A 26515-nucleotide genomic window follows, 5' to 3' on the forward strand; every position below is an offset into this window, starting at 1 on the left:
AAATCTAGGATAATTCGTTTAAGGAGGTTTACTATGAACCAACATCTACTTGAAAAAATCGATGCTCATTTTGATGAAATGGTGGCGATTCGCCGTCATCTGCATATGCACCCAGAGTTAAGCTTTCAGGAGCAAGAAACTGCTAATTATATTATTCAATATTATAAGAAACTCGGCGTACCGGTTGAAGCTAATGTCAGTGGTCACGGTTTAATTGCGCGGATTAAAGGGAGCAAGCCTGGTAAAACGATTGCCTTACGAGCAGACTTTGATGCTCTTCCTATACAAGATGAAAAAGATGTACCATACAAATCAACTGTGTCTGGTGTTATGCATGCTTGTGGGCATGATGGTCATACAGCTACTTTGTTAATTATCGGTAAGCTATTGTGGGAAATGCGCGATGAGTTAGTAGGTGAATATGTACTAATTCATCAACATGCAGAAGAGGTTGATCCAGGTGGAGCAATTGGGATGGTACAGGCTGGGGCCTTGGATGGCGTTGATGCTATTTTTGGTACACATCTTTCTTCTAACCATCCTACAGGGATAATTGGCTACCGCGTAGGGCCAACGATGGCCGCTGTTGATAGTTTTGAAATAAAGATTCAAGGTCAAGGCGGTCATGGCGCTCATCCAGATCAAACAAAGGATTCGATTGTTATCGGCTCTCAGCTTGTTATAAATTTACAACAGCTTGTTGCACGTCGTGTTGCCCCAACCGAATCGGCTGTTTTGTCGGTTGGTTCATTCGTAGCATCTAATGCCGACAATATTATTGCCGATACAGCCTACTTAAATGGCACAATTCGAACGTTTAATAAAGATGTTCGTGAAACGATGGAACGGGAATTTAAACGGGTTATCCAAGGGACAGAAATTGCGCATGATTGTACAATTGAACTGAATTATCGTCATGGCTACCCTGCGGTTATAAATCATGAGAAGGAAACACTCTTTATGCGTAATATCGCTCAGAATATTTGCGATGTTACTGAGATTGAAGCAACTATGGGGGCTGAAGATTTCGCTTATTACTTAGTGGAAAAGCCAGGTACATTCTTCTTCACGGGAGCCCGCCCTGCTAAATATGCACCACATCATCACCCTAAATTCGATATTGATGAAAAAGGGATGCTCATTGCTGCAAAGGTATTAGTTTCAGCAGCACTAGATTATCAATTAGTAGAATAGAAGACAAATGCACTGGAGAGCCCTAAGCAAAAGTAAGCGCTTCTCCATTTAAAACTCTCTTTTAAAAAAATAAGCTCATTTTTCCAATTCTATTATTGGAAAAATGAGCTTTATAATTTTAAATTTAAAAAACCAAAAGCTTATCACCATAACGTATGGTTGATTTTCGTTGCTACCGAGCGCTCTTCTGAGGACGTCTGTTAATACGCTTGAGCTACAAGGCTGTTGATTATCACAGGACGTGATTCTTTTAGCCTTGTGACGTTAATTCCCAAAGAGACGCCCCAGTCTCCACTACAATCAATTTATCAATGGCATATGTTTTAACTAAATTCATCTACCCTTTGGTGATATGTTTAAAATTCAAGATTTAGATACTTTAGAAGTCAATTCACTAACAATCAAAATGATTATAAAAGTAACATAAAACATTGGCTGTGTGATACCACATAGACCCACTACAATCGCTTGCGTTATCATTGCAAGACGCACAATTTGATTGACTGCTACTGTACGTGCTTCATCCGTTAAAGGATAAAGCATGTCCATACGAAATTCACCGCTTGATAATAAAGCTGATTTTAATTGAATAGTTGTAGCAAAGCTCAATGCACCTGCGATAACCCATGTAACGACTGGGATATCTACAAAGGCTGCAATAACAGCTGAAATCACTGTTAATCGGAGCCATAAGTAAAAATGATCATCTGTTCGGACGAATGTACGGAACACTAAGTACTTTTGGGCATTGTCCTTCTTGTATGCCACAAATTTATAAAGCCAATCAAGCCAACCACGACGACGGATGCTACCTCGTAAATGTGGAACGTCCGTGAAATAATTAGCAAAGCGATAGAAACTCATCATGCGATTTTGTTCCAGCTTTACAAAATGCTCGTACGGAATAGGCTCACCTGCACATTTTTTTCTAAATATTACAATATACACACATCCAACTGCAGCAGCAACAATAGCTAAAATAAGCTGCATTTGAAGCGCCATGTACACAGTAACACCAAAGATAACAGCTCGAATTAGCCTATCCACCCAAATCATTTGACCACGTTCACTATAGCGATAACTAAATTCACCTTGTACGCTCAAAAACTTCAATATAATAATAAGTAGAAATACTGACCAAATTTCAGATGTTGTTAATTCAGTAACAGCCTTTAGTAAAGGGATGCTTACAATATAAACAATTGCCACAACCCAAACCTGTGACCAAAACGTCCACGCTAACGCCTTTTTAAAATACTGTGACATTTTTGATTCTAAAGGTAATAAATATACTTGGTCTGGCTCTCTCAAAAGTGAAGTTGGACGACTAAATGCTAGTAAAATCCCCACTGCCACTGCAATTAAAACCTCTGCTGGAAAATCAGGCTGTACAATTTTCAGCCATTCACTATATTGATAGCCCCCTGCTCCAATAAGAAATACCAGTACAATCGCTATATGCCCCGTAAAAATAAATCGCATATATTTTTGCACTTCACCTATATAGTGCATAAAGCGAGAGGACCATACATCACGCAAGTTCTTCATGGTCGCGCTCCTTTGTCATTGCAATATATAAATCATCCAATGTCGCATGTGGCATCGCAAATGCCTTGCGTAAATCCTCCATTGATCCTTGTGCTCGCACGCGTCCTTCATGCAATAAAATGATACGGTCACAATGCTTTTCAGCGGTAGATAAAATGTGCGTAGACATTAAAATAGAAGCGCCTTCTTTTTTCTTTTCATCCATCTGATCAAGCAAGGATTGAATCCCAAGCGGGTCGAGTCCCACAAAAGGTTCATCAATAATGTAAAGACTTGGATTGACTAAAAAGGCGCACATAATCATAACCTTTTGGCGCATACCCTTTGAGAAATGCGATGGGAACCAATTCAGTCGTTTTTCCATTCGAAATTCCTTTAATAATAATTGCGAACGAGCTTCAAGTGTTGCTTCATCTAGTCCATAAGCCATCGCCGTTAATTCTAAATGTTCACGTAATGTTAGCTCATCATATAAAACAGGTGTTTCAGGGATATAAGAAAATGCTGTACGATACTTGTCCGTATTTTCCTTTAACGTCACACCATTTAAACGTATGTCTCCTTCTTTTGGAAGCATCGTTCCGATGATATGCTTAATCGTTGTACTTTTACCAGCTCCATTTAAGCCAATTAAGCCAACAAGCTCCCCTTTTTCAATCGAAAATGATAAATCTTTAATAACCGGCTTTCTTGTATAACCACCTGTCACATGTTGTACCTCTAATACCGTCATGCCATCACTCCTCTTCTCGTTTATATTTTATCAAAAATTAGCAAATGATACAGTTATGAGTATGATAGAATATATATACATATAAAATAAGGAGGAATTTCCGAATGAGCGATTGCCTATTTTGCAAGATCATTGATGGATCCATCCCAAGTACAAAAATTTATGAAGACGAACATGTCTATGCATTTACTGACATTTCACCTGTAGCAAAGGGGCATACCCTTTTAATTCCAAAGCATCACTGTAAGGATCTATTTGAGATGCCTGAGGAAGTGGCTCGTAATTTATATGCAGCTGCACCCAAAATTGCGAATGCTATAAAAGCTGCTTTTAACCCGATTGGACTTAATACGATTAATAATAATGGTGCTGCAGCTGGACAAACTGTTTTCCACTACCACTTACATTTTATTCCTCGTTACGATGAAAAAGAAGGCTTGGGCTTAAATTGGCAAACACAAAAATATACACCAGAGCAATTATCTGACGTTGCGGAAAGCATTAAAGCTAACCTTAAATAATTTCTGACACACTCGAATTGTCAGAATTTCTTATTGCAATTTAAAGATTTATATCGTACACTCACAAATAAGTTTCGCTAACGGTCATGAGGACACGTTAGGAGACAAAAAAGATTAGCATAGTCGAGGAGAGATTAGAAATGAATACAAAAAATTTAGTATTAATGGCCCTTTTAGTCGGTGTTGGCGCTACACTTTATGTGGCCACACCAGGTATGGTAAACGGCATGAAGCCTGATTTTATGTTAACAATGATGTTTATTGGCATTTTATTGTTCCCTACTGTTAAAGAAACGTTCTTACTTTCTTTAGCAACCGGTGTACTGTCAGGTTTATTTACAACGTTTCCAGCTGGTCTTGTTCCAAACATTATCGATAAAGCAGTAACAGGCTTTGTCTTTTTAGCTATCTTAGTTGTGCTAAAAAAATTGGCCAGCAATTTTATAGTATCTGCTAGCTTAGTTTGCTTAGGAACAATTTTATCTGGAACTGTCTTTTTAGCAGTAGCTCTTTTTGTATTCAACGCAAATGTTGGTGCAACATTCGCTGTACTGTTTGTAGGGGTTGTATTACCTGCTGTAGCATTTAATGTCATTGCTTTTGCAATTATTTTTCCTATAGTTGCAAAATTAGTAAAGCGCTCTAAATTCCAAACAGCTATTTCAATTTAACTTTTTTCAGCAAATATTTTTTGTACCGAAAGCGTAGCGACAGGTACAGAAGTCTCCCACCTCTATAGGTGTTGAGATGAATGCGGGTTTAATTTACTTTTCAGCGAGTGTGCAAACTTCCGCTGAAATAGAGGAACTCAGTCTAAGAACGCCACGTCCTGTGGCATTACTGAAATGACCGACATCGTGTCGGCCCTCGTGCAGGCCTAAGCACAAAGCCGATTCCGGACACAATTATGCCGAGGCATAATTGATTAAATACACCTTTATCTTCAAAAGAAACTAAACCGTGATTCAAAATCACTCGTTTAGTTTCTTTTTTATTTTTGTATATGTGCATTTCATGGTTTAATAGTAGGTAACACATGATAATTACAGGAATGAGGTAATCGATATGAAAGCAAAACCATTTTTATTTGGACTTGGAGCTGGGATCGTCGGTGGTACAATCGCTGTACTTCTTTCAACTCCTCAATCAGGGCAACAATTACGAGCTAATTTGCGAGCAAATGCTGAAAGCACAAAGGACAAACTTTTAGATGTAAAACAGCAAGCAGGCACAGTAAAACAATCTGTTCATTCGCTTACTAATGAAATAAAAAATAATATACCACTAATAATAAATGATTTAAAACAAACTATTACTACATTCACTGAAGAAATAGAACCTTCAAAAAACAACTTACAACAAGAAATAGAAGCATTACAGAATTCAATAAGCGAAATCGAGAAAAACGTTGCACAATTTACAGAAAAAAAGAAAAAACCGCAAGAAAAAGTTAGCGACTAAAGTCCTTTATAACTAATTAAAATTATATATATTTATTAGTTTCGATTGGCAAAATGTTATTTTTTAACCACTTTTCAATTTTTTAATTTTTCTAACTTTAAACTTTTTTCCTTTATTGCTATAATATTTTTAAAATGTTAAAGAAAGCAGTAGGTGATGGCTTTGTCAGAGGAATTGTACACTCAAAAAGAAGCGATGCTTTATAGTCAAAGAATTGCACAAATATCAAAAGCCTTATGGAAAGCAGTTGAAAAAGATTGGCAGCAATGGATTAAACCCTACGATTTAAATATTAATGAACATCATATTTTATGGATTTCGTATCATTTAAAAGGGGCTTCAATTTCTGATGTAGCGAAATTTGGGGTAATGCACGTTTCCACTGCATTTAATTTTTCAAAAAAATTAGAAGAGCGTGGATTCCTTAAGTTTTCAAAGCGTGATGACGACAAGCGTAATACGTATGTTGAGTTAACAGAAGCAGGTACAGAACTTATTGTTGAAATGAATAGCAATTATCATAATACGTATCATTCTGTGTTAGAAGGTTCATTAGCTTTAAAAGACTTATACGGTCGCTTCCCAGAATTTTTAGATGTTATGGCTGTTATTCGCAATATATACGGAGAGGACTTCATCGACATTTTTGAGCGTTCCTTCCAGCACTTCCGTGAATCCTTTGACACTATTGAAGAACGTTCAACTGTAAAAGGATGAAAGTGAAACTACTAGGCTTTTAGCGTTAATTGTTCGTAATCTAAACCTAATGGCCGTAAAAACGTATATTTAAAGAGGTATTTCAGAAATATTTCTGAGATACCTCCTTTTTCTTGCATTCTAATATAAATCAATTTAAATTAAATAGACCATTCATATTACGGAGTTGATAATCATGCATTGTTGGAAAATATTAAATCTGGAACATCATTACGGAACAACGCGTATTATGATCATGTCTGTACTTGTTTTTTTTACTGTCTTTTCGCTTTCCTATGTGACCTTTAATTTGTTTAATGATGAGCACTATACCGATCGTTTGTTTTGGCTTTTTGTTATTGCTATATTTGCAATCTATCCAATTCATAAATGCTTACACTTTCTAGCATTATATGATTTACGCCAACATTTAAAATTACGTGTGCGTACCCAATTTTATGTTATTCCTGTTCTTCACATGCGTATCCGTGAACCTTTATCGAAAAACCGTTATATTTTAGCTTTACTTTCACCATTTATTGTCCTAAATGCAAGCATTTTATTGGGTACACTACTATTCCCTGCGTATACTCATTATGGTACATTACTTTTAGCTTACCACTGTAGTCTATGTGTAATAGATATTCTATATGTAAAATACTTATTGAATTCACCTAAAGACTCCCAGATTGAGGAGACGCCTAAGGGCTATGAAATTTTAGTGCCACCTACTATTCACTAAATTGCTTGTACTTGTGTTTTATGAACGTTTTTTGTTATGCTATTAATATTGAAAGAGGGGAGGAATAGACTTGCTGTTAATGATTGTAGTTCTATTCTCGGTATTCTATTTATTTCAAATAAACCGCATGACTTATGCGCTGTGCATGCGACGTGAAATTCCCGAAGAAAACCAACCAAAAGTATTCCGAACTATAAATATACTTATTACAATTTTACTTGTCTCATTTTATATTGAAGTTTTATATGCAGTATAGTTAAAAAGAAAAGTGATCCTCGCCAGTCAACGTTCAGAGGTAAATTGAACACCTTATGTGACCACGCGATCTGATCAATGTAACGTAACTTCAAGCGGGCTCGCGAATGCCTTTACATGTTAAAAAAGCTAAGGATATTAAACCCTTAGCTTTTCGTCATTTTTATTAATTAGTATAGGAACGCTGCACCAACAATAATTAATAAAATAAATAACACAACTAATAAAGCAAAGCCAGAGCCTGAGCCGTAGCCACCGCCGCCACCGTATCCTCCGCTGCCCATAACTTCACCCCCTTTCTTTTCTATATCCTATGCGCTTGTAAATCTGAAATATAGGCTATACTCAAGGGGGAACCATTTTGTTTTTAAAACGTTTATGTTATAGTAAAAAATGGGACGAAACCATATAAGGAGAGAATATCCACTATGAAAAAGACAGTTTTATCTTTAACATTAGCTGCTTCGGTATTAGCACTTGGTGCTTGTAGCGGAGACGACAACAAAACAATCGCAACTTCAAAAGTAGGTGACATTACAGTTGCTGACTTTAACAAAACATCAAAAACTTTAGCAGGTTCTCATATAATTCAACAGATGATGACTGAAAAAGTATTAGCTGATAAATACAAAGTATCAGATAAAGAAATCAAAGAGGCGTATGACGCAACTGCTTCACAATTCGGTGATAGCTTTGCCGATGCACTTGCTCAGAGTGGCTTAACTGAGGAAGGCTATAAAGATGCTTTACGTATCGAGCTTCTTTCAGAAAAGGCTATGCAAGATAAAGCGTTTAAAGAAGAAGATGTAAAAAAACATTATGAGCAAATGAAAACAGAGTTAAATGCTCGCCATATTTTAGTAGCAGATGAGAAAACAGCTAAAGAAGTAATTGCTAAAATTAAAGGTGGCGCTTCTTTTGCAGATGTAGCAAAAGAATACTCAACTGATACTGGCTCTGCTGAAAAAGGTGGAGAGCTAGGTTGGTTCTCTGTTGGTGCAATGGTAGATGAATTTAATAACGCGGCTTATGCCCTTCCTTTAAAAACATTAAGTGAACCAGTTCAATCAAGCTTTGGTTTCCACGTTATTGAAGTTACGGAAAAGCGTGATGTAAAAGGTGTTGGCTCATTTAAAGATGAAGAGAAAAACATCCGTACACAAATGCTAGCTAAATTAAAGCAAACAGGTGAAGATCAACAAATTCTTAAAGACATCGTTGCAAAATTGGCAAAAGATGCTGATGTAAAAACATCTGATAAAGAATTAAAATCTGCTATTGAAGCCCTTACAACAACAAGTGAGGAGCAAGCTAAAGCTGCTGAAGAAGCAGCTAAAAAAGCTGAAGAAAAAACTCAAAAAGAAAGTAAAGACGACAAAGAAAAAGATTCTGAAAAATAATCTTACTAGTTGTTACTTTACTATATGAAAAAGGGTTACGCCGATACAGGCGTAACCCTTTTTATACAAAATTGTCTGCTAAATGAAAAAGAATGTAATCCCCAACCTTTGAATTTACTATATAGTCGGTTTATAAAACGATCGATTATCAAGTGGAAATAGTCTTTCCGTAAATTCGCCTGGCGCTGTTTTGCCTAATGCTCGTGTTAGCATGTTCATCTTCGCATCAATATTATCAATATAATGTAAGATTTCCGCTTCTTGAATCATCGGTTTTTTCGGGCTACCCCATTCTTCTTTACCGTGGTGAGATAGTACCATATGTTGCAATAGCATGACTTCCTCGCCCTCGATTTCTAGTTCACTAGCAACCTTGGCGATTTCATTGACCATAATGGTAATATGACCAAGTAAATTCCCTTCAATCGTATACATTGTTGCAACAGGTCCTGATAATTCAACTACTTTACCAATATCATGTAGAATAATCCCTGCATATAACAGATCTCGATTTAATGTAGGATATAAATCAGCAATTGCTTTTCCTAGTCTCAACATGGACACCATATGATCTAATAGACCAGATGCATAATCATGATGATTTTTCGTAGCAGCTGGATAGACTAAAATAGCATCTTGATGTTTTTTAATAGCTGCACGTGTAATTCGTGATATATTCGGATTTTTAATATCAAAGAAAAATTGCGTCAATTCTTCATATAGTTCTTCTTTCGGAGTTGCCGAGGAAGGAACTAAATCATTAATAGCAATTCCCTCCTCTGGTTTTGCAACACGGATTGCCTTGATACGTAATTGATTTTTGCCACGATAGTCATGAATTTCTCCACCTACACGGACAATTGCTTCAGCGTGATACATTTTTTCATGATCTTCATTTGTATCCCATAGCTTTGCTTCAATATCTCCACTTTTATCTTGTAATAACAGTGACATAAATGGCTTTCCGACTGTGGTAACCCCTTTTGTCGCCTGTTTAATTAATAAAAATTGATCGACTGATTCTCCAACCTGGAGCGTCGTAATACCCTTCATGTTGACGCCACTCCCCTTTCATTTGCTAGTGCTCCTACATCGACAATTTGGTCTTTCTGCCAATGCTCGAGCATCGCGTCATGGCAAGTAAAATATAAAATTTGACGTTCATATCCTACTTCTTTCATTAATTGTACCATTTTGTCTGTACGGTTTCGATCAAAATGGACAAAAGGATCGTCCATAATAAATGGAAATGGAGCAGAGGTTGTTAGCGTTTTTGCTAGTGCCATACGCAACGAAATATAAGCTTGCTCCTTTGTAGCCTGTGATAATTCTGCCATTTGATAACGTAATCCAGAAACATCCTGTGCAACAAAATAGCCTTCATCGTTAATTAAAAGCTTATCGTAACGCCCACCTGTAAACAAATTAAATATTGCATTAACTTCTGTCAAAACATGCGGTAGTTTTTCTTCTCTTAGGTGGAACAATGTTTCATGGATTGCAGTAGCCAATGCTTTTTTTGAAGCCCATTGTCCTATCAGCTGTTGCAACACTGCTTTCTCTTCCTCAAACTGTTGAAGCAACTGGCCATATTTCTCGTCATTTAGAAGATTCTCCTTTTGGATTTGCAGTGTCGCTCGTTGTTCTAAGCAATGATCGATCGCTACCTGCATTGTCCCTCGCTCTTCTTCTAAAGTAAGCAGTTTTTCATTTAGCTGTTCCTCTTCTAGCAGGGACTGTTTGTTGTCTACATTTAGCGAGGCTAGCTGACTCTGGATGGCTTGAAGTTCTGTTTTTATTTGTTGTTGTTGCTCAAATTGTTCATGTGCTTCATAATAGCCCTTCTCTGTTTGTACATTCGCAGCATTAAATAACTGAGTAATTTCAGACTCATAGCTGTTTATACGTGATTGCACTCCTTGCATTTTAGTCTGCAGACTAGTCAACTGCTCTTTTGCTTGTTGGGATATTTGTTGCTCCTGCTGTAAAGTAAGGAATGTAGTACGTAAATGCATAAAGATTTCTTGCTCACTATACTCTGTCTTTAAGACTCGCTGTATCTGTTCTAGTAACTCGTTTTTCTCCGCTTGTACCGTTTGTAAAAGCGTAAATGTACTCTTCTTTTTCGCTGCCAACTCTTGAGCACCACGAATGCGCATAAACAGTTCTGGTAATAATGTTTTCGGTATATTTCCCTCTAACCGATAGCGCCCTAAAAAATGGTGAAGTGACTGAGTGGCCTCTTCACTTACCTGCTCAGCCCGTTGAATTTTATATTCAAGTTTCACATATTGACGTTCTTTTTCTTGCTGTTGCTCATTTGCATGCAACAAGCGATCCTCAAATTTTTGTTTTTTTAGTAGGATAGTCTGAGCAATATTTTCCTCCTGCTCTAACTCTCGCATTTGCTGACTCTGTTGTTTACTCGGCGCTTCATGAGCTTGTCTAGCAAATTTTAAATATAAAATAATGACGAGTGACATAACCGCTCCTACAACGATAACAGCCATATTTTTTTCCATAACACCATAGATACACGACAGTACACTTATGGCTAATACAATAAATATAAAAATACTTGGTTGTTGTTGTTTCGAGCGTTGTGACCTTCCATAACGCAATTGTTCAAGCTTTCGTTTACGCTGTGGCCACTGTGCTAAAATATGTTCTTCCTCCGTAGTTAATGACTCCTGGTGAAGCTGTTGTTGCAGTTGAGCAATTGTATCTAATTCTGCATGTAGTTGCTCTAACGAACGCAAATGAAATTTCAGCTCTTCTTCTGCTTCTTCCAATAGGCTTAACTGTTGTTGAAATTGTTCCTCTTGCTGTAATGATACGGTTTCTTCAAGCAAAATATCCTGCGCTGTTTTTTCCTGAACACCTAATAAACGAAACTGAGCTTCTATTTCTTGCTCGATTAAATACAGCTCATCCATTAAGCTCTGTTCCTTTACAACTAACTGATTCCATGTTGCTTCCTTGTTCACAAGATGAGACATTTCAGTAATAACTTGCTCGTCCAATGCTAATTGTAGCTTACGTTGCAGTCCCTCATACTGCTCCTTCAGCTGCTCCATTTGCAGTGTTTCATGCATAAGTCGATCCTTTAATTGCTCATAGCGTCGGATCCCTTCTGGAGGAAACTGCACATGTTCATAGCTATTTTGCGTCTTTTCGAAAGCTTTTTGCTGCTTTAGAAGTGGCATAGCCTGCTTCAGAATTGTGAGTTGCTGCCAATTTTGCTGCTCTGTTTTTTGCTGACTATATAAGCCTTCTAGCCTTAAATCGAGCTGCTTTAATTGTAATAATTTATCCTCAAAGGTTTGAATATTACCTTGCTCTTGTTTAATCGTACGTTCTAGCTTTTTTAAATGCTCCAATTTTTGATTAATGAGTGGCACTTTTCCTGCTTTTTTAAAAAGCTCACTAGCATCTTTGTCCAACTTTTTTTCTAAAGATGACAGTTGTTGGATCCCAGTTGTTCCAGAGGCAAGTAACAAATGTGTTAGCTCTTCCTCTGACATTTTTTCAATGCCCTGTAGCTCGTGTAATGAAAAGGAGAAAATAGACTCAAAGGAGGCTTTTGAATAACCATATAAGAGCTTTGCTAAAAGCTCCTCATGCCCCATTGTTCCGTCTTCTAAATAAACTGTAACATCTCCAGCTGCCTTTCCTTTCATACGTTCGATCGTGCATTGCCCATACGTTGGATGCCAAATCGTCAGCTGACCACCGAATTTAGTCGATGCTTTCGGCTCATATTTACGTTGTGCCTGCTGCCTCGTAGGAAATCCAAAAAGCATTTGTAAAATAAACTGTTGAATGGTCGTTTTCCCCGCTTCATTCATACCATAAAAAATGGTAACCCCTTCGCGTAAAGTAATGGTGATATTTTCATGCTTGCCAAAGCCATAAATTTGGATTTTTTGTATCGTTAGCATGTTATTCACGCCCTTTGAATTTCTTCCGCTAATAATTCTTGTGCGTCGTGCATTAAATTTTTAATGTCCTGCTCTGTTAAAGGTTCAATCAGCCTTGCACCGCCAGCATGTTGGTATAGTTCCTTTAAAATATCCTTCCATTCTGAAATATTCCATTCCTCCATTAAATTCATCACGGATTCAGTCGCAGCAGTATGCTCATACAATATGGACGCTTGGTGTAACACGAGCTTTTGTACCCAGCACATCGGTTCAATTCCATCCTCGGCTTCTCGAATAGTTTCTAGCCATGCGTCAACTGTAGCATGTTCAAATAAAGATTGTGATTGTTCATCTATATTTTTCAAATGAAGTTCAACAACAGACGCCCCAAACTCCCCGCGATTAAGCATCAGGGCTTCTTCACATTTTTTAAGTAGCTCATTTGCATGAAACACATTCGTACAATCCACTTCTACCGTGTTATAAACAACAGCAGATGTCGGTACAAATTCCAAATCTGTAGAGGTTTGTGACAAAGTTACGTCATAGAAGCCCTTTATCCCTTGCTCTTTCCGATGTCGGCTTTGAATATTGCCTGGATAAACAATCGGTGGATTTTGATGTAAAAATTGTCGTTTATGAATATGCCCTAAAGCCCAGTAATGATAGTTCTTTTCAAGAAGTTGATCTTTTGTGAAAGGGGCGTAAACAGCATGTGAAGTATCGCCAGCCTCACTACCGTGAAGCATACCAATATGAATAACATGCTGGTCCTGTGCAACAGGATAACTATCGATCATTGATTTCGTTATATGACGGTCACTATAGCTGAAGCCATAAATATTGACTTGTTGACCACGTATGTTTAATTGCACAACACTAGTTTCAGCTGGTAACTCATAAACATTACTCGGTAAAGCAAAACGCGTCCAAGCACCATTTAAGTGATCATGATTCCCATAACTTAAAATGACAGGGATATTATGCTGAAAGAGTTTTTCCATAGCCTCTTGAAATCGTCTTTGTGCCTGTAAGCTTCGATTTTCACCATCATATATATCACCGACAATCAGTAAGAAATCAGGTTTCTCCTGAATAGCTTTCTGAATAATTTTATCAAAAGCTTCGAAAGTACTTGTTCGAATCTTTTTGAAATTTTGTTCGGGTAAACCAAATAAGCCCTTAAATGGACTATCTAAATGTAAATCCGCCATATGGAAAAAACGAATTGCTGACATCCAACCACCTCAAGTATTAAATAATCTATACCTTAACTTCATTCTTTTTCACTCGCAACGCAGTAAATTATTGAGTACATCGGAATCGCCGATTTTATAATTTATCAATTTTTACATATCTCATTTTTATAATGAGACATTCGTGAATCACGCCGAAACCGAATATTTGTTCTATATTATCATACTTCACACTAGATGAGAAATGTATTCAACAAATATTCATTTTTAGTACTGCCTTAAACTTTCCACAACTTTCATAATTTATTGAAATATCCGCTAGTTTTACCGTGAAGTTTATAAATCTTCTATGTATAATAGATATATATTTAAGTAAAGGGTGGGATTTGTATGGAGAATTATCGCTTTACGGCTTTTGAAAAAACTGGGGAAACATTATTTGATGAAACTTGGACTTTCGAAAACGATGAGGCTGCAAAAATCGGTGGTTTACAGCAGATCGAAGAAAAAGGTGTTACTAACAAAACTCATCGTCTTGTTAACTCTTCGGGTAAATTAATCTTGTTTCATGTCTAAAAATGGCTAGTAAAAGGCACGTAGTACACTTTACTACGCGCCTTTTAGGCCAACATGTTGCCACTCAGTCGTGTATTGTTGTTGCTGTCGCTTCGCTTTCGCACAGTCAAAACCTTGTTGCTGTCGCTTCGCTTTCGCACAGTCAAATCGCCACAGGACGTGATGTTTTTAGACTGAGTTCCTCTATTTTAAAGGGCGTTTTGACACCCTTTGAAAGAAGTTAAATCTATTTTCCTACAAAAGCCGGTGCTCTTTTTTCTACAAATGCATGAATTCCCTCTAAATGATCCGTCGTTTTACGCATCGCTTCTTGCCCCGCTGCTTCCATAGATAAAATACTCTCTAATTGCGGTAAATTTTGAGCATGTAGAATTTTTTTAGTCGTAATCATCGATGCAATTGGAGAAGCAAGCATTTTTCCTACTAGTTGGTCAGTAATTGCAAAAACAGTCCCATCTGTTGCAACGTAGTCAATTAACCCTTCATCATGTGCTTCAGATGCAGTTAGCACCTTTCCTTCCCAAATCATTTGTTTAGCTTTGACAGTACCAACACGTTCCTTCATAAAGAAATGGCCGCCACCATCAGGGATGAGCCCTATGCCTATGAAGTTCATAGCGAGCTTACTATTTTCACATGCCACCACTATGTCTGCCCCTAGAGCTAGACTAAAGCCTAATCCAGCTGACGCTCCATGAACCGCTGCAATGACGATCATCGGTAGCTGGTAATATGCTTTGACAATTCGTGTTAAATAAATCATTGCCTCATTAATATTAAGTGGCTTATCCGGATCTAGCATCGCTTTAATATCGCCACCTGCTGAAAAGACTTTTCCTTCTCCGCGAATAACGAGAATTTGTATTTCTTGTTCTTGCTGTAGTGCCTCAAAGCATTCTGCTAGTTCGCGCATCATCACATCGTCCATAGCATTCATGGCATGTGGACGATTTAATGTTAATGTTGCACGGCGTTCTAATTTCTCTAATGTAATCGTTGAAAATTCCATCCCAACACCCCCAAATGTGAATAGTCATTCACTATGTACTATTCGTGCTTTTTTAGAAAACTCCTTCTATCCTACGCAAAATTGCACTTGATATGCTATATTTAATGACGAATATTGATTTAAAGGTGGTTAATAATTGTGACACAGAAAGACTATCGTGTATTACTTTATTATAAATATATAGCTATTGAAGACCCAGCGGCATTCGCAGAGGAACATTTAGCACTTTGTAAAGATATTGGGCTTCTTGGTCGTATTTTAGTAGGCTTTGAAGGCATTAACGGAACCGTTTCAGGTACAGTCGAACAAACTGATGCTTACATGAATCATATGAAGGCAGATCCACGTTTTAGCGACATTATGTGGAAAATTGATGAAGTTGAAGGACATACCTTTAAAAAAATGCATGTGCGCCCTCGTCGAGAAATTGTGCACCTTGGTTTAGAAGATGATATTAATCCTTTAGAAATAACAGGAGATTATTTATCACCAAAGGAATTTATGGAACGTATGCAGGAAGATAATACAGTAGTTATTGATGCACGCAATGATTATGAATACGACCTCGGACATTTCCGTGACGCTATTCGTCCAGATATTGAAAACTTCCGCGACCTACCAGCTTGGATGGAGGCCCATAAAGAAGATTTTGAAGGCAAGAAAGTTTTAACTTACTGCACAGGTGGTATCCGCTGCGAAAAATTCTCTGGCTGGTTAAAACGTGAAGGCTATGGAGAAAGTGTTGGCCAATTACATGGTGGTATTGCCACATATGCTAAAGACCCTGAAGTAAAAGGTCAACTATGGGATGGACAAATGTTCGTCTTTGATCGTCGTCGCAGTGTACCTATTAATCAAGTTGAGCATGTGATTGTCGGTAAGGATTTCTTTACTGGAGGACTGACAGAACGTTATACAAACTGTGCAAATCCTGAATGCCATAAATTAATGCTTTGCGAGGAAAAGCATGAGGCCTTTTATATGCGTAGCTGTTCAGACGAATGCCGCCGCGCAGAACGTAACTTCTTCGTTGAAGAGAATGGTTGGACAAAAGAGCAGATTGAGGAACAAATAGCTGAAATCGCTCAAGTTCAAAATTCGTCTTTATAAGAAAAAGAGCATCATCCATTTTGTGGTGATGCTCTTTTTTGAGGATTTCTTCATTTCTGCAAAGGACTACATTTCCTCGCCATACCCAAGCGATTTTCCACACTTAAATTTCCTTCATTCTCCTTTTGCTAAGTAACGCCCTACCTGACGACCACTAAATAAACAACCACCAACAAACGTCCCCTCTAATGCACGGTACCCATGTACACCGCCACCACCAAAACCACTAACTTCTCCAGCTGCAAATAAACCTGGTACAGGCTGACCCTCCGCACCTAACACAGCACCATTTAAATTCGTCTGTAAGCCCCCTAATGTTTTACGCGTTAAAATATTTAAACGAACCGCAATAAGTGGCCAATTGTTAGGATCTAATATTTTATGGGGCTTCGCAACGCGCACAAATTTATCACCTACATAGTTTCTTGCACCATGAATAGCATTAACCTGTAAGTCCTTTGAAAATTTATTGTCCATTTCACGATCCCTTGCTAAAATTTGCTCTTTTATTTTAATAAAATCGAGAAGGTCATTACCAGCCAATTTGTTCATTCCATCAACTAATTCCTTTAAATCATTAGCAATAACAAAATCTTCACCATAATTTTTAAATGCTTGAATGGGAGCAGGTGGTCCTGGCAAAACACGTTTCAGAACATCAGTAATACTTTTATTTGTTAAATCAGGATTTTGCTCAGAGCCCGATAAGGCAAATTCTTTTTCAATAATTTTTTCCGTTAAAATAAACCATGAGTAATCATAGCCAGTTTTTTGAATGGCTTCTAATGTGCTTAACGTATCAAAACCAGGGAAATTAGGTGCTCTAAATCGATTGCCCTCTGCATCAAACCATAATGATGAAGGGCCCGGCAAAATTCGAATACCGTGATTGGGCCAAATTGGGTCCCAATTTTTCAAGCCTTCCGTATAATGCCACATGCGGTCTCGATTAACGATACGTCCACCAGCATGCTCCGTAATTTCTAACATTCTTCCATCTACATAGGCAGGTACACCACAAACCATATTTTTTGGTGGTGTTCCAAGTCGTGCTGGCCAACTTTTTCTAACTAAATCAAAATTTGCACCTATTCCACCGCTGGCCACAATAACCGCCCCAGCTTCATAAGAAAATTCACCTATACCCAATCTAGAGCTTTTTTCACCACGATTTGCATAGCTTTGCGCCAAAACTGTTCCACTAATCCCCGTTATCCTTCCATCTTGTTGCATAAATTCGTCTACACGATGTCTTGGTTTAAAATCTATAAAACCATTCTTTATGGCCTTTTTCACTTTTTCAACAAAAGGCTTTACAATACCTGGTCCGGTTCCCCAAACGATATGGAATCTAGGTACTGAATTACCGTGGCCACCTGCTAAGGATCCCCCTCGTTCCGCCCAACCGACGACTGGAAAAAACTTAATCCCCATAGACTTTAACCAGCTATATTTTTCACCAGCTGCAAAATCTACATAAGCTCTAGCCCATTTGTATGCCCACGAATCTTCATCCTCCAAGCGATCGAAGCCAGCCGTTCCTTGCCAATCCTGCCACGCAAGCTCTTTACTATCCTTAATACCAAGCCTTCTTTGCTCGGGCGAATTCACTAAAAAAATACCCCCAAAGGACCAAAATGCCTGTCCCCCCATTGAATTTTCAGGTTCTTGATCTACTAATAGAATTTTTTTCTTTGCATCTGCTAACTCACAGGCAGCTACTAACCCTGCCAGTCCTGCACCGACAATTGCTACATCATACATCATTCTGCACCCCCTAAAAATCAATCTTCCTTTACTTACATTCTTCTCTAATTGGCGGTTTACCTTCTACACATCGTAATTTTGACAAAAATGTGACAAGAAAAAAATGTTCGCTTTCCTCCACTAAACAAAGAAAGTTTCTGCCGTATAATTTTCGACCTCAAATATTTGTTAAACGCCCATGTGATCTGACTTGACATATATCGGTAGCGCTTTTATTGTCCTTCCCTAAAAAACGAACAATATTAATGACTAAATAAAACAATGTTCGTTTTTAGTTGTTTAACCGACGTGCTTAGTCGTGAAATTTAATCTTTTTCAGAAATATTGTTGACAAAGGTGAACAATAAGGATTATGATGATAACAATTAAATCACACGGAAATATAACGACGGAGACACGCTAGTCGCAAGAAAATCCAAAGAGAGCTGATGGTTGGTGTAAATCAGTGATTTCTACGATAATAGTTCCACTCCCGAATAGATAAGCCGAACATCTCCAAAGTAAGCTTATCCGTCACATGCACGTTACGCATATAGCTAAGACTGCTAGAAATTTTTAAGCAGTGATTAAGGGTGGTACCGCGAACCAATGTTTATTATGCCTTTCGCCCCTTACAACACAATATCTGTGTTTGTAAGGCGCGGAGGGCTTTTTTTATCTTCATTTTGTAACACTTACAACATGAAGATAAAGCCTCTGGTGGATGTCATGGATTTTGAAAGGAATAAATATAAGGATGTTAGCCTAAAACCTTCGCATCCTGCGAAAACGGCTAACTGACCTGCATCCTGCAGGCCTAAGCACAATTCAAAATCCAGACGCAATTACGCCAAGGCGAAATTGATATTATTCTCATATCTACAAAGGAGATTTGTACGCTGTAAAATGTACTATCTCTACAAAATTCAGACTGTTTCGTCTATAAAGAACACTAACATTTTTTAATTAAAAGGAGCTAATTACAAATGACTACATTACAAATGACTACTGCAACAAAGGCAATTAACGTATTTATCGCTGATCCACTAAGTGAAGATGGTATTTTCCCACTACGCCAAGAACAAGATCTAGACTTAAATATCATCGTTGATACTGGTCTTGCACCAGAAGAATTAATCGCAAAAATTGCAGATGTAGATGTTTTACTAGTACGTTCTCAAACAACGGTAACACGCGAAGTAATTGAAGCGGCTAAAAACTTAAAACTTATCGGACGTGCTGGAGTAGGTGTAGACAACATCGATCTAACTGCTGCAACTGAACATGGGATTATCGTTGTAAATGCACCAGACGGTAACACTAACTCTGCTGCTGAGCACACTATTGCCATGATGACTTCACTTGCTCGTCACATCCCACAAGCATTCAATACACTTAAAAATGGTAAATGGGATCGTAAATCTTATGTTGGGGTTGAGCTTAAAAATAAAACTTTAGGTGTTGTAGGCTTCGGTCGTATCGGTGTGGAAGTAGCTTATCGTGCAAAAGGTCAACGTATGAACGTTATGGCATATGATCCATTTTTAACTGATGAACGCGCTAAAGAGTTAGGCGTAACAAAATCAACAGTTGAAGAAATTTGTGCAGCAGCAGATTTCATTACAGTACACACACCTCTTCTTCCTGAAACACGTAACCTTATTAACAAAGAGAAATTCGCTATGATGAAAGATGGCGTGCGTATCATTAACTGTGCACGTGGCGGTATTATCAACGAGGATGATTTATATGATGCAATCGTAGCAGGTAAAGTAGCAGGTGCTGCTCTTGACGTATTCGTAACTGAGCCAGCAACAGATCACAAGCTACTTACTTTACCACAAGTAATCGCAACACCTCACTTAGGTGCATCTACAATCGAGGCACAAGAGTCTGTAGCTGTTGACGTATCAAACGACATCATTAAATTTTATAAAACAGGTACTGTAACTAACCCAGTGAACATGCCATCTATTCCGAAAGAGTTGCTTGCACAAGTTGAGCCATTCTTTGAATTAGCTGAAAAACTTGGTTCATTCTTATCTCAACTTACAACTGAGCCTGTGAAAGAAATCAACTTATCTTATGCTGGTGAAGTAGCAAATTATGATGTTCGTCCATTAACGTCAAACGCGTTAAAAGGCTTATTAGCTAAAAACCATGGTAATCATGTTAATGACGTAAATGCTCGTTACCTATCTGAACGTATCGGCATGAAAATAAATGAGCATAAAACAACAACTGCTAAAGGCTTCACTAGCTTAATTACGATTGAAATTAAAACAGTTAACGAAACACACACAGTTGCTGGTACATTATTAAATGGTTTAGGTGCACGTATTGTTAAAGTAGAAGACTACGTTGTTGACGTTATTCCACAAGGTCACCTTCTTTACATTAAAAACACAGACAAACCAGGTGCAATCGGCCGCGTAGCAACAAAGCTAGCAGAAAAAGATGTGAACATCGCAACAATGCAAGTTGGTCGTGCACAAGTTGGTGGAACAGCTGTCATGATGCTAACAGTCGATAATGCTGTATCAGAAGAAGATCTAACATTCGTTGCACAGCTTGAAAATATTGATGAAGTAAAAGCGATTAACTTATAATTTTGTTTTTAAGCAGGGAGTATTTGTACTCCCTGCTTTTTTATTGATCATTTCCCCCTGTGCATTTTTAGCGAAAGTTTCGATAAAGCTTGAATTTGTTTCGATATTTCGCTAAAAAGTTTCGATAAAACATCAATTTGTTTCGATATTTCATCAAACTGTTTCGATAAATTTCAAGAAACAAAAAAATGCACTGATCCATTGATGAATCAGTACATTTTTTGCTATAGATTATTTACTAGTTCTAATAATGCAGTTAAAGAATCAACTTCATATGTTGGAGTGACAACGCCATTTGGTGCATTGTTTTCACGATTGATCCAAACGTTACGCATACCAACACGAGATGAGCCTAAAATATCCGTGTTTAAGTTATCGCCAACCATGATTGCATCGTCTGCTGTAATACTTGCTTTTTCCATTACATGTTCGAAAATAGAGGCATCCGGTTTCCCTTTGCCAAAGTCCCCAGAAATAATGATATGGTCAAAATATGGCGCGATTTCTGGTGTTATTTCCAGCTTTAAATTTTGTAAACTTGGTGCTCCATTTGTCAGTAATACGAGTTGATACTTTCCTTTCAGCTTATCTAGGACATCAAAAGTATCTTCATATAAGAATGGAGACACTTTACGCTCTGCCACAAAGCGCTCCCCTAGCTCCGCCCCTAGTTGTGCATCATCAATGCCAAGAGCTGCTAAGCCTTTTGTCCATGCCTCTGCACGATAGCCTGGTACGATATTTTTCATTTTTTGGAAATAGTCTGTTGGATCATCGAATGTTCCCCAAAGTCCCTCAAATGGGTTAATGCCGATTAACACCGTATAATCATATGTTTCATAGCCTTCGTAAAGCGCACGTGCTTCTTTACGCACAGCTTCCTCAAGCTCAGCCGGATTCACATTATGTATTGTTGCTACGTACTCACACGTTTTTTCAAATGCTGTTTTGACGGATTTTTTATCCCATAATAGCGTATCATCTAAATCAAAAATAATTGTGTTAATTGACATTGTGTCAGCTCCTAGCTTCCTATTAGTATAATTATTTTAGCATATATTCAAAATATTTAGCATAGCGTTTTAAGGTTTTTTCATCGTCAAAACGTAAGGTTGATTTCCGTTCCGGCCGGGCGCTTTACCGCTGACGCTTCGCTTTCGCGCAGTTAAAACATTTACCGCTGTCGCTTCGCTTTCGTGCAGTTAAAACATTTGTAGCTGCCGCTTTGCTTTCGCTACAGAAAACATTCGATGTAGGTCACGAAGGCGTTATCAAGGATGTGATGCTTTTAGCCTTCGTTCCTCTATCGCTGATCCCCAAGGAGTCACCCAGCCGTAACGAAGATCAACTTATTTAAATTGCTCGTTTCAATAAAACTTATATCCATTTTGTATATAATACTCAACTATTTTCTTTGTTTTCATGCGAATAAAATAATAAGGCTCTTGCATTGCCTGCTGAACACTAATAGTCTCATCTACTAATGATTCAACTACAGTAAAAGATTCAAGTAATGCGGGTTTATCATTTTCATCTATCGCCCCCGACAATAAGACAGCATGTACATTCGATAATGTTGCAGTCTTCGCCACCCCTAATGGCGCTTTCCCATGTAATGTTTGGCGATCTGATTTTCCTTCACCTGTCATTACAAACTCGGCACCTTCTAAATGCTTTTTTAACTGTACTGCATTCATCACAATCTCAATACCTGCATGAAAACTGCCGTTTAAAAAGGCGATTAACGCGCCTCCCATTCCACCTGCAGCGCCTGCCCCTTTGTAGTCGTGTAATCGAATACCAACATGCTTTTCAACAATGTCCGCAAACTGCTTTAAGCAGCTATCAAAATAAGCAATTTGATGCTCTTTAACACCCTTTTGAGGCCCAAAAATAGCTGTTGCCCCTCGCTCTCCAATCAGTGGATTATCAACATCACAGGCAATAATAAATTTCGCTTCAGCTAATCGGGGGTCTAACTGACTGATATCAATTGAAGCTAAATCTAATAGTGCCGATATTCCATCCGCAATTAAAGTGCCATCTTCTTTTTTCAGTTGCAATCCAAGTGCCTTTAACATGCCCATACCAGCATCATTTGTCGCACTACCGCCGATTCCGACAATAAATTTTCTAAACCCTTTATCAAGAGCAGCTTTGATTAGCTGCCCCGTCCCATACGTCGATGCAAGCTCGGGATTTTTTTCTTCATCCTGCAACAGCATAATTCCAGATGCTTGAGCCATTTCAATAACACATGTTTCATTATCACCAAGCACACCATATCTCGCTTTAATTTCTCTTCCCAATGGATCAAGCACACGGTGCGAAAAATAATGACCATCTGTTGAAGTAACAAGTGCTTCTAGTGTACCTTCTCCACCGTCTGCAACTGGTAAAATGACTGTTTCAATCGATGGATCAACATCCAATATTCCTGCCTGCATGGCACTAGCTACCTCGATGGCCGACAAAGTCCCCTTATAGGAATCTGGACTAATAACAACTTTCATGTTATACCTCCGCTCATTTTAGTTAGACGCTTATCACCATTATAATTCAGACTAAAAACATTCCTGAGCTTTTATCGGAATGTTTCGTGGATTTATCGGAACATTTTCCAGTTTTATCGGAACATTATGCTGATTTATCGGAATAAAAAAAGGCAACCTGAAAAACATCAGATTGCCATCTTGTTTATGCCTTATATAATTCATCTAAAAACTCAATTTTTTTACCGATTGCCTCTTCAAACGTCATGATGTAGGCAGCAGGATCTTTTGGATTATGGAACTGCGTAATCTTTCCCGTCTCAGGATGAACAAATTTAGAGGAGGCTCCACAGCCAATCCCTAGAATAGTCTGTACTTCTTCCATGATGACAATATTATAGATACTTTCTTCGCCCGCTTTACTGTAGCCGACATTTTCTAAATTACCTAAAATATTTTTTTGACGATATAAATAGTACGGTACATATTCATTTTCCTTCGTCCATACTTGCGCCATATGCATCATTTCTGCAACAGTATCACGGTCTGCTACTTTGTACTTATCCTTATTACGTGTCATTTCTGATGCACGTTTAAATGATAATGTGTGTACTGTTAGCGATTCTGGCTGCATTTTTGCAGATTCATCTAATGAATTTTGGAACTCTTCAATCCCTTCATTGGGCAAACCAATAATTAAATCCATATTAATATTATTCATGCCTGATTCACGCGCTAACCAGAACTTATCAATTGTTTCTTGTACCGTATGATGGCGACCAATTGCTTTAAGGGTCTCATCTGTGTACGATTGTGGATTAACACTTATTCGGTCAATGCCCCATTTTTTTAACACTTCTAGTTTTTCAGGCGTAATCGTATCAGGTCTGCCCGCTTCAACAGTTACTTCACGGATTGTTTCAGGATTTGGGAAGGAGTCATACATCGTCTGATACAATGCATCCATTTCATCCGCTTCGATAGATGTCGGTGTACCACCACCCCAATAAATAGATGTGATTTTCATATTATTGTCCTTCAGCCATTTACCCATTTCACGTAATTCAATATGCAATCCATCTAAAAATGTTGCCACTCGCCCTTGCTTACGATTGCTGCCAATTGCATACGCTGGGAAAGTACAATAGGCACATTTAGTCGGGCAAAAAGGAATGCCAATATAAATACTTATTTCTTTACCGATTTCATCTATATCAGGAATTGTCACTAACTGACGTTCAACTATTTCTTTTAGTAGCGATACCTTTTCTTTTGACAGACGGAAATCACGAATTAGGATATCAGCAATTTCTTCATCGCTTTTTCCAGCCTTTCGAAATTTATGGTACAACTTTGTCGGACGTACGCCTGTTAAAATCCCCCACTGTTGTTGCATGCCCGTATGTTGCTCTAGCACATCTAAAAATACGTGTGACAAAGCACGCTTCATACGAATATTTAGCTCACGTCCTTCAGCCCCAGATTCGTATTGAATACGGTAATCATTCGTATAACGCTTACCATCTACCTCAAGCACAGCTTTTGTAGCAATGGAAAAATCATCACCAATGTTATATTCGAATGACACTGTCATATCTGTTCCTTCAGCTTCTACTTTTAACTTGGAATCCTCAAAAAATAAATTCGCAATATGATTTAATACGCGAATCCAATCCTCAGGATATTTTTGATCTATGTGAATAATTTTCATTGTCTTCGCTCTTTTCTCTCAAAAATTACAGCACCAATAGTTTAACAAATTTTTATCACGTTAAGCAAAGTTGCAATTAATAACAGAACATTCCGTTTATTAATATAAAAAATCCATTTTGAAAAATTTATCAAAATGGATTCTTATCTTTTATCTTTCAATAGCCGCGTTTGTTTTGAAACGTTCTTCTTTTAGTTTAAGAATTCTTCTTAATTCCATGCTTACTTTCTCCAAGCTTTCCATATCAGGAATAAAATAAGATACTTTGTCGATATACTGATCTTCGCCTTTTATTTCTATCGTTTTCGTAGATATGTTTTTAGCATTCAAATATTGCTTTTGAAGTGCGTAGATCTCTTTAGGGTTTAAATCTGTTTCTACGTTTTCTCCTAAAATATCTGCAATTTGACCAATTTTAAATATTGTATTCGTAGATTTCGCTTGATCAATTGTTGCAGTCAAAAATTGTCTTTGTCTTTCTTCACGAGAGTATGAAGCATTTATAGGTCTGTATCTCATTCTTACAAATGCAAGTGCCTCTTCCCCGTTTAAATGCGACTCTCCTTTATGAAAGTCTATCCGTTTTTTATCGTAAATATTATCTTCCCAAAAATCCTCTTTTACATCTACTGTTACTCCACCTAAAGCATTGACAATATCTCTAAAGCCATCAAAGTTTACCGCAATAAAGTTATCTATCGGTATATTCAGGAATTTTTCAACTGTCTCTAATTGAAGCTTAATTGCACCATAGCCTGTAATCGATCCATAATTATACGCGGCATTGATTTTATGTACACCTGTATATTCCCCTGCATTTTCTATGTTAACTCTTGCATCCCGAGGCACTGTAATTAAGTTAATTTCAGATGTATCCGGGTCCAAAGTAATGACCATTTGAGTATCTGCTCGACCATTCTCCGCTTCACTAGAGTAATCTTCAACACCTAATAAAAAAATGGAGATAGGATCTTTTTTAAATGAAACATCCTCTTCCCTTAGCTCTGATTTATTTCCATCTCTTTTTAAATCGACCTTTGAACTATCATAGGCATTTTTAAATTTAACAAACGCATAAGCTCCATAACTAGTTACGGTTAATAGTAAAATTACGATTACTATTAAAGTTATTTTTATTATTTTATTTTTAGGTTTCGCTTTTTTAGACCTTCTTAATTTTCTTTCCACACAAAATCCTCTCTTCTGTTAAAGTCACCCTCTTCATTGATTAAGACGATAAATGCTCTCACAAGTTTCCTACAATGATTATGTTTGGGAATATAATCAAATTTTTATTTAAAATGGATCATCACCAAAACGTGTGGTTGATTTCCGTTACGCTGGGCGCTTTCCTTGGGGCGTCCGATGAGCCGCTTCGCTCCAGGGTCTCGGGCCAACAGATGTTTTTTGCGCGAAAGCGAAGTGCTAATGTAGCGACAGCAGAGGGTTTTGATTGTGCGAAAGCGCAGCGACAGCAACAGCACGATGTTGGTCACGAAGGCGTTATCACAGGATGTGATGCTTTTAGCCTTCGTTCCTCTATCGCTGATCCCCAAGGAGTCGCCCAGACTCCACTCCAATCAACTTATATAC

The 26515-nt window shown here is 37.8% G+C and carries 24 protein-coding genes and 1 other annotated feature; of the genes, 11 read left to right on the forward strand and 13 right to left on the reverse strand.

The genetic code is table 11. The features are described 5' to 3' along the window. The first annotated feature begins 33 nt into the window (after positions 1 to 33). Positions 34 to 1194 (forward strand): amidohydrolase, encoded by a 1161-nt coding sequence (locus tag ACVYAD_RS18175; RefSeq protein ID WP_476427377.1) that lies wholly within the window; start codon positions 34 to 36, stop codon positions 1192 to 1194. 363 nt (positions 1195 to 1557) lie between these two features. On the opposite strand, the gene ACVYAD_RS18180 is transcribed toward ACVYAD_RS18175, so the two are convergent. Together ACVYAD_RS18180 and ACVYAD_RS18185 are read right to left on the reverse strand one after the other, a co-directional pair. Then, positions 1558 to 2742: an ABC transporter permease gene (locus ACVYAD_RS18180; protein ID WP_476427378.1), complete on the reverse strand. Its 1185-nt coding sequence runs from the start codon at positions 2740 to 2742 to the stop codon at positions 1558 to 1560. After that, on the reverse strand, positions 2726 to 3475 hold the full coding sequence (locus tag ACVYAD_RS18185) for an ABC transporter ATP-binding protein (RefSeq protein ID WP_349661955.1): 750 nt from the start codon (positions 3473 to 3475) through the stop codon (positions 2726 to 2728). The genes ACVYAD_RS18180 and ACVYAD_RS18185 overlap by 17 nt, the downstream gene beginning before the upstream one ends. Positions 3476 to 3579: 104 nt before the next feature. Between ACVYAD_RS18185 and ACVYAD_RS18190 the strand changes: the two genes are divergently transcribed. The 6 genes from ACVYAD_RS18190 (at position 3580) to ACVYAD_RS18215 (ending at position 7151) form a co-directional block, all read left to right on the forward strand. Continuing rightward, complete coding sequence (locus ACVYAD_RS18190) at positions 3580 to 3996, forward strand: HIT family protein (RefSeq protein WP_079563336.1); 417 nt, start codon at positions 3580 to 3582, stop codon at positions 3994 to 3996. Positions 3997 to 4136: 140 nt separating this feature from the next. Further along, a complete protein-coding gene (locus ACVYAD_RS18195; RefSeq protein WP_476427379.1) occupies positions 4137 to 4667 on the forward strand; it encodes a tryptophan transporter in 531 nt (176 codons plus the stop codon). A 394-nt stretch (positions 4668 to 5061) separates the two neighbouring features. Next, entirely contained in the window at positions 5062 to 5457 is a 396-nt protein-coding gene (locus tag ACVYAD_RS18200; protein WP_476427380.1) for a YtxH domain-containing protein, read from the forward strand. 156 nt (positions 5458 to 5613) lie between these two features. Beyond that, a complete protein-coding gene (locus ACVYAD_RS18205) occupies positions 5614 to 6174 on the forward strand; it encodes an HTH-type transcriptional regulator Hpr (RefSeq protein WP_079563333.1) in 561 nt (186 codons plus the stop codon). Positions 6175 to 6349: 175 nt separating this feature from the next. Then, positions 6350 to 6895: a DUF3267 domain-containing protein gene (locus ACVYAD_RS18210; protein ID WP_476427381.1), complete on the forward strand. Its 546-nt coding sequence runs from the start codon at positions 6350 to 6352 to the stop codon at positions 6893 to 6895. A gap of 70 nt (positions 6896 to 6965) precedes the next feature. Next, a complete protein-coding gene (locus ACVYAD_RS18215; RefSeq protein ID WP_079563331.1) occupies positions 6966 to 7151 on the forward strand; it encodes a hypothetical protein in 186 nt (61 codons plus the stop codon). A gap of 169 nt (positions 7152 to 7320) precedes the next feature. On the opposite strand, the gene ACVYAD_RS18220 is transcribed toward ACVYAD_RS18215, so the two are convergent. Continuing rightward, positions 7321 to 7434 carry a YjcZ family sporulation protein gene (locus ACVYAD_RS18220; protein WP_079563330.1) on the reverse strand — a complete coding sequence of 38 codons (114 nt, stop codon included), beginning with the start codon at positions 7432 to 7434 and terminating at the stop codon, positions 7321 to 7323. 144 nt (positions 7435 to 7578) lie between these two features. Here ACVYAD_RS18220 and ACVYAD_RS18225 point away from each other — a divergent pair, with 144 nt between their 5' ends. Continuing rightward, positions 7579 to 8550 carry a peptidylprolyl isomerase gene (locus ACVYAD_RS18225; RefSeq protein ID WP_349661959.1) on the forward strand — a complete coding sequence of 324 codons (972 nt, stop codon included), beginning with the start codon at positions 7579 to 7581 and terminating at the stop codon, positions 8548 to 8550. Positions 8551 to 8667: 117 nt separating this feature from the next. Here the strand turns inward: ACVYAD_RS18225 and yhaM are convergent, their stop codons facing one another. From yhaM to ACVYAD_RS18240, 3 genes are read right to left on the reverse strand one after another with little or no spacing between them, the layout of a single operon-like run. Next, positions 8668 to 9603, reverse strand: a complete 936-nt coding sequence (yhaM, locus tag ACVYAD_RS18230; RefSeq protein WP_349661960.1) for a 3'-5' exoribonuclease YhaM — start codon at positions 9601 to 9603, stop codon at positions 8668 to 8670. Further along, positions 9600 to 12491, reverse strand: a complete 2892-nt coding sequence (locus ACVYAD_RS18235; protein ID WP_476427382.1) for an ATP-binding protein — start codon at positions 12489 to 12491, stop codon at positions 9600 to 9602. The genes yhaM and ACVYAD_RS18235 overlap by 4 nt, the downstream gene beginning before the upstream one ends. Positions 12492 to 12496: 5 nt before the next feature. After that, positions 12497 to 13711 (reverse strand): metallophosphoesterase family protein, encoded by a 1215-nt coding sequence (locus ACVYAD_RS18240; RefSeq protein ID WP_349661962.1) that lies wholly within the window; start codon positions 13709 to 13711, stop codon positions 12497 to 12499. A gap of 348 nt (positions 13712 to 14059) precedes the next feature. Between ACVYAD_RS18240 and ACVYAD_RS18245 the strand changes: the two genes are divergently transcribed. Then, a complete protein-coding gene (locus ACVYAD_RS18245) occupies positions 14060 to 14245 on the forward strand; it encodes a YhzD family protein (protein ID WP_349661963.1) in 186 nt (61 codons plus the stop codon). 226 nt (positions 14246 to 14471) lie between these two features. On the opposite strand, the gene ACVYAD_RS18250 is transcribed toward ACVYAD_RS18245, so the two are convergent. Then, positions 14472 to 15254, reverse strand: a complete 783-nt coding sequence (locus ACVYAD_RS18250; protein WP_476427383.1) for an enoyl-CoA hydratase — start codon at positions 15252 to 15254, stop codon at positions 14472 to 14474. A gap of 138 nt (positions 15255 to 15392) precedes the next feature. Between ACVYAD_RS18250 and trhO the strand changes: the two genes are divergently transcribed. After that, on the forward strand, positions 15393 to 16364 hold the full coding sequence (gene trhO, locus ACVYAD_RS18255) for an oxygen-dependent tRNA uridine(34) hydroxylase TrhO (RefSeq protein WP_476427384.1): 972 nt from the start codon (positions 15393 to 15395) through the stop codon (positions 16362 to 16364). 114 nt (positions 16365 to 16478) lie between these two features. Here trhO and ACVYAD_RS18260 read toward each other — a convergent pair whose 3' ends face one another. Next, positions 16479 to 18131 (reverse strand): FAD-binding dehydrogenase, encoded by a 1653-nt coding sequence (locus ACVYAD_RS18260; protein WP_476427385.1) that lies wholly within the window; start codon positions 18129 to 18131, stop codon positions 16479 to 16481. Positions 18132 to 18507: 376 nt separating this feature from the next. After that, positions 18508 to 18746 (forward strand) — a binding site (T-box leader). Between the two features lie 365 nt (positions 18747 to 19111). Here ACVYAD_RS18260 and serA point away from each other — a divergent pair. Beyond that, positions 19112 to 20719, forward strand: coding sequence for a phosphoglycerate dehydrogenase (gene serA, locus ACVYAD_RS18265; RefSeq protein ID WP_349661979.1), 1608 nt, complete (start codon positions 19112 to 19114; stop codon positions 20717 to 20719). 224 nt (positions 20720 to 20943) lie between these two features. Here the strand turns inward: serA and ACVYAD_RS18270 are convergent, their stop codons facing one another. The 5 genes from ACVYAD_RS18270 to ACVYAD_RS18290 form a co-directional block, all read right to left on the reverse strand. Next, positions 20944 to 21732, reverse strand: a complete 789-nt coding sequence (locus ACVYAD_RS18270) for an HAD family hydrolase (RefSeq protein ID WP_476427386.1) — start codon at positions 21730 to 21732, stop codon at positions 20944 to 20946. A gap of 354 nt (positions 21733 to 22086) precedes the next feature. Beyond that, complete coding sequence (locus tag ACVYAD_RS18275) at positions 22087 to 23232, reverse strand: glycerate kinase (RefSeq protein WP_476427387.1); 1146 nt, start codon at positions 23230 to 23232, stop codon at positions 22087 to 22089. A gap of 184 nt (positions 23233 to 23416) precedes the next feature. Beyond that, positions 23417 to 24922: a coproporphyrinogen III oxidase gene (locus ACVYAD_RS18280; RefSeq protein WP_476427388.1), complete on the reverse strand. Its 1506-nt coding sequence runs from the start codon at positions 24920 to 24922 to the stop codon at positions 23417 to 23419. 150 nt (positions 24923 to 25072) lie between these two features. Continuing rightward, complete coding sequence (locus ACVYAD_RS18285; protein ID WP_476427389.1) at positions 25073 to 26110, reverse strand: LCP family protein; 1038 nt, start codon at positions 26108 to 26110, stop codon at positions 25073 to 25075. 104 nt (positions 26111 to 26214) lie between these two features. Further along, a complete protein-coding gene (locus tag ACVYAD_RS18290; RefSeq protein WP_476427390.1) occupies positions 26215 to 26478 on the reverse strand; it encodes a hypothetical protein in 264 nt (87 codons plus the stop codon). Positions 26479 to 26515: the final 37 nt, after the last annotated feature.

The sequence above is a fragment of the Lysinibacillus sp. G1-3 genome (assembly GCF_056322905.1).

Coding starts and splice junctions, on each gene's coding strand:
- ACVYAD_RS18200 (WP_476427380.1), top strand. CDS start 5,062: ATGAAAGCAAAACCATTTTTATTTGGACTTGGAGCTGGGATCGTCGGT.
- ACVYAD_RS18235 (WP_476427382.1), bottom strand. CDS start 12,491: ATGCTAACGATACAAAAAATCCAAATTTATGGCTTTGGCAAGCATGAA.
- ACVYAD_RS18180 (WP_476427378.1), bottom strand. CDS start 2,742: ATGAAGAACTTGCGTGATGTATGGTCCTCTCGCTTTATGCACTATATA.
- ACVYAD_RS18175 (WP_476427377.1), top strand. CDS start 34: ATGAACCAACATCTACTTGAAAAAATCGATGCTCATTTTGATGAAATG.
- ACVYAD_RS18240 (WP_349661962.1), bottom strand. CDS start 13,711: ATGTCAGCAATTCGTTTTTTCCATATGGCGGATTTACATTTAGATAGT.
- ACVYAD_RS18190 (WP_079563336.1), top strand. CDS start 3,580: ATGAGCGATTGCCTATTTTGCAAGATCATTGATGGATCCATCCCAAGT.
- ACVYAD_RS18260 (WP_476427385.1), bottom strand. CDS start 18,131: ATGATGTATGATGTAGCAATTGTCGGTGCAGGACTGGCAGGGTTAGTA.
- ACVYAD_RS18205 (WP_079563333.1), top strand. CDS start 5,614: ATGGCTTTGTCAGAGGAATTGTACACTCAAAAAGAAGCGATGCTTTAT.
- yhaM (WP_349661960.1), bottom strand. CDS start 9,603: ATGAAGGGTATTACGACGCTCCAGGTTGGAGAATCAGTCGATCAATTT.
- serA (WP_349661979.1), top strand. CDS start 19,112: ATGACTACTGCAACAAAGGCAATTAACGTATTTATCGCTGATCCACTA.
- ACVYAD_RS18280 (WP_476427388.1), bottom strand. CDS start 24,922: ATGAAAATTATTCACATAGATCAAAAATATCCTGAGGATTGGATTCGC.
- ACVYAD_RS18210 (WP_476427381.1), top strand. CDS start 6,350: ATGCATTGTTGGAAAATATTAAATCTGGAACATCATTACGGAACAACG.
- ACVYAD_RS18245 (WP_349661963.1), top strand. CDS start 14,060: ATGGAGAATTATCGCTTTACGGCTTTTGAAAAAACTGGGGAAACATTA.
- ACVYAD_RS18195 (WP_476427379.1), top strand. CDS start 4,137: ATGAATACAAAAAATTTAGTATTAATGGCCCTTTTAGTCGGTGTTGGC.
- ACVYAD_RS18225 (WP_349661959.1), top strand. CDS start 7,579: ATGAAAAAGACAGTTTTATCTTTAACATTAGCTGCTTCGGTATTAGCA.
- ACVYAD_RS18220 (WP_079563330.1), bottom strand. CDS start 7,434: ATGGGCAGCGGAGGATACGGTGGCGGCGGTGGCTACGGCTCAGGCTCT.
- ACVYAD_RS18250 (WP_476427383.1), bottom strand. CDS start 15,254: ATGGAATTTTCAACGATTACATTAGAGAAATTAGAACGCCGTGCAACA.
- ACVYAD_RS18275 (WP_476427387.1), bottom strand. CDS start 23,232: ATGAAAGTTGTTATTAGTCCAGATTCCTATAAGGGGACTTTGTCGGCC.
- ACVYAD_RS18185 (WP_349661955.1), bottom strand. CDS start 3,475: ATGACGGTATTAGAGGTACAACATGTGACAGGTGGTTATACAAGAAAG.
- ACVYAD_RS18270 (WP_476427386.1), bottom strand. CDS start 21,732: ATGTCAATTAACACAATTATTTTTGATTTAGATGATACGCTATTATGG.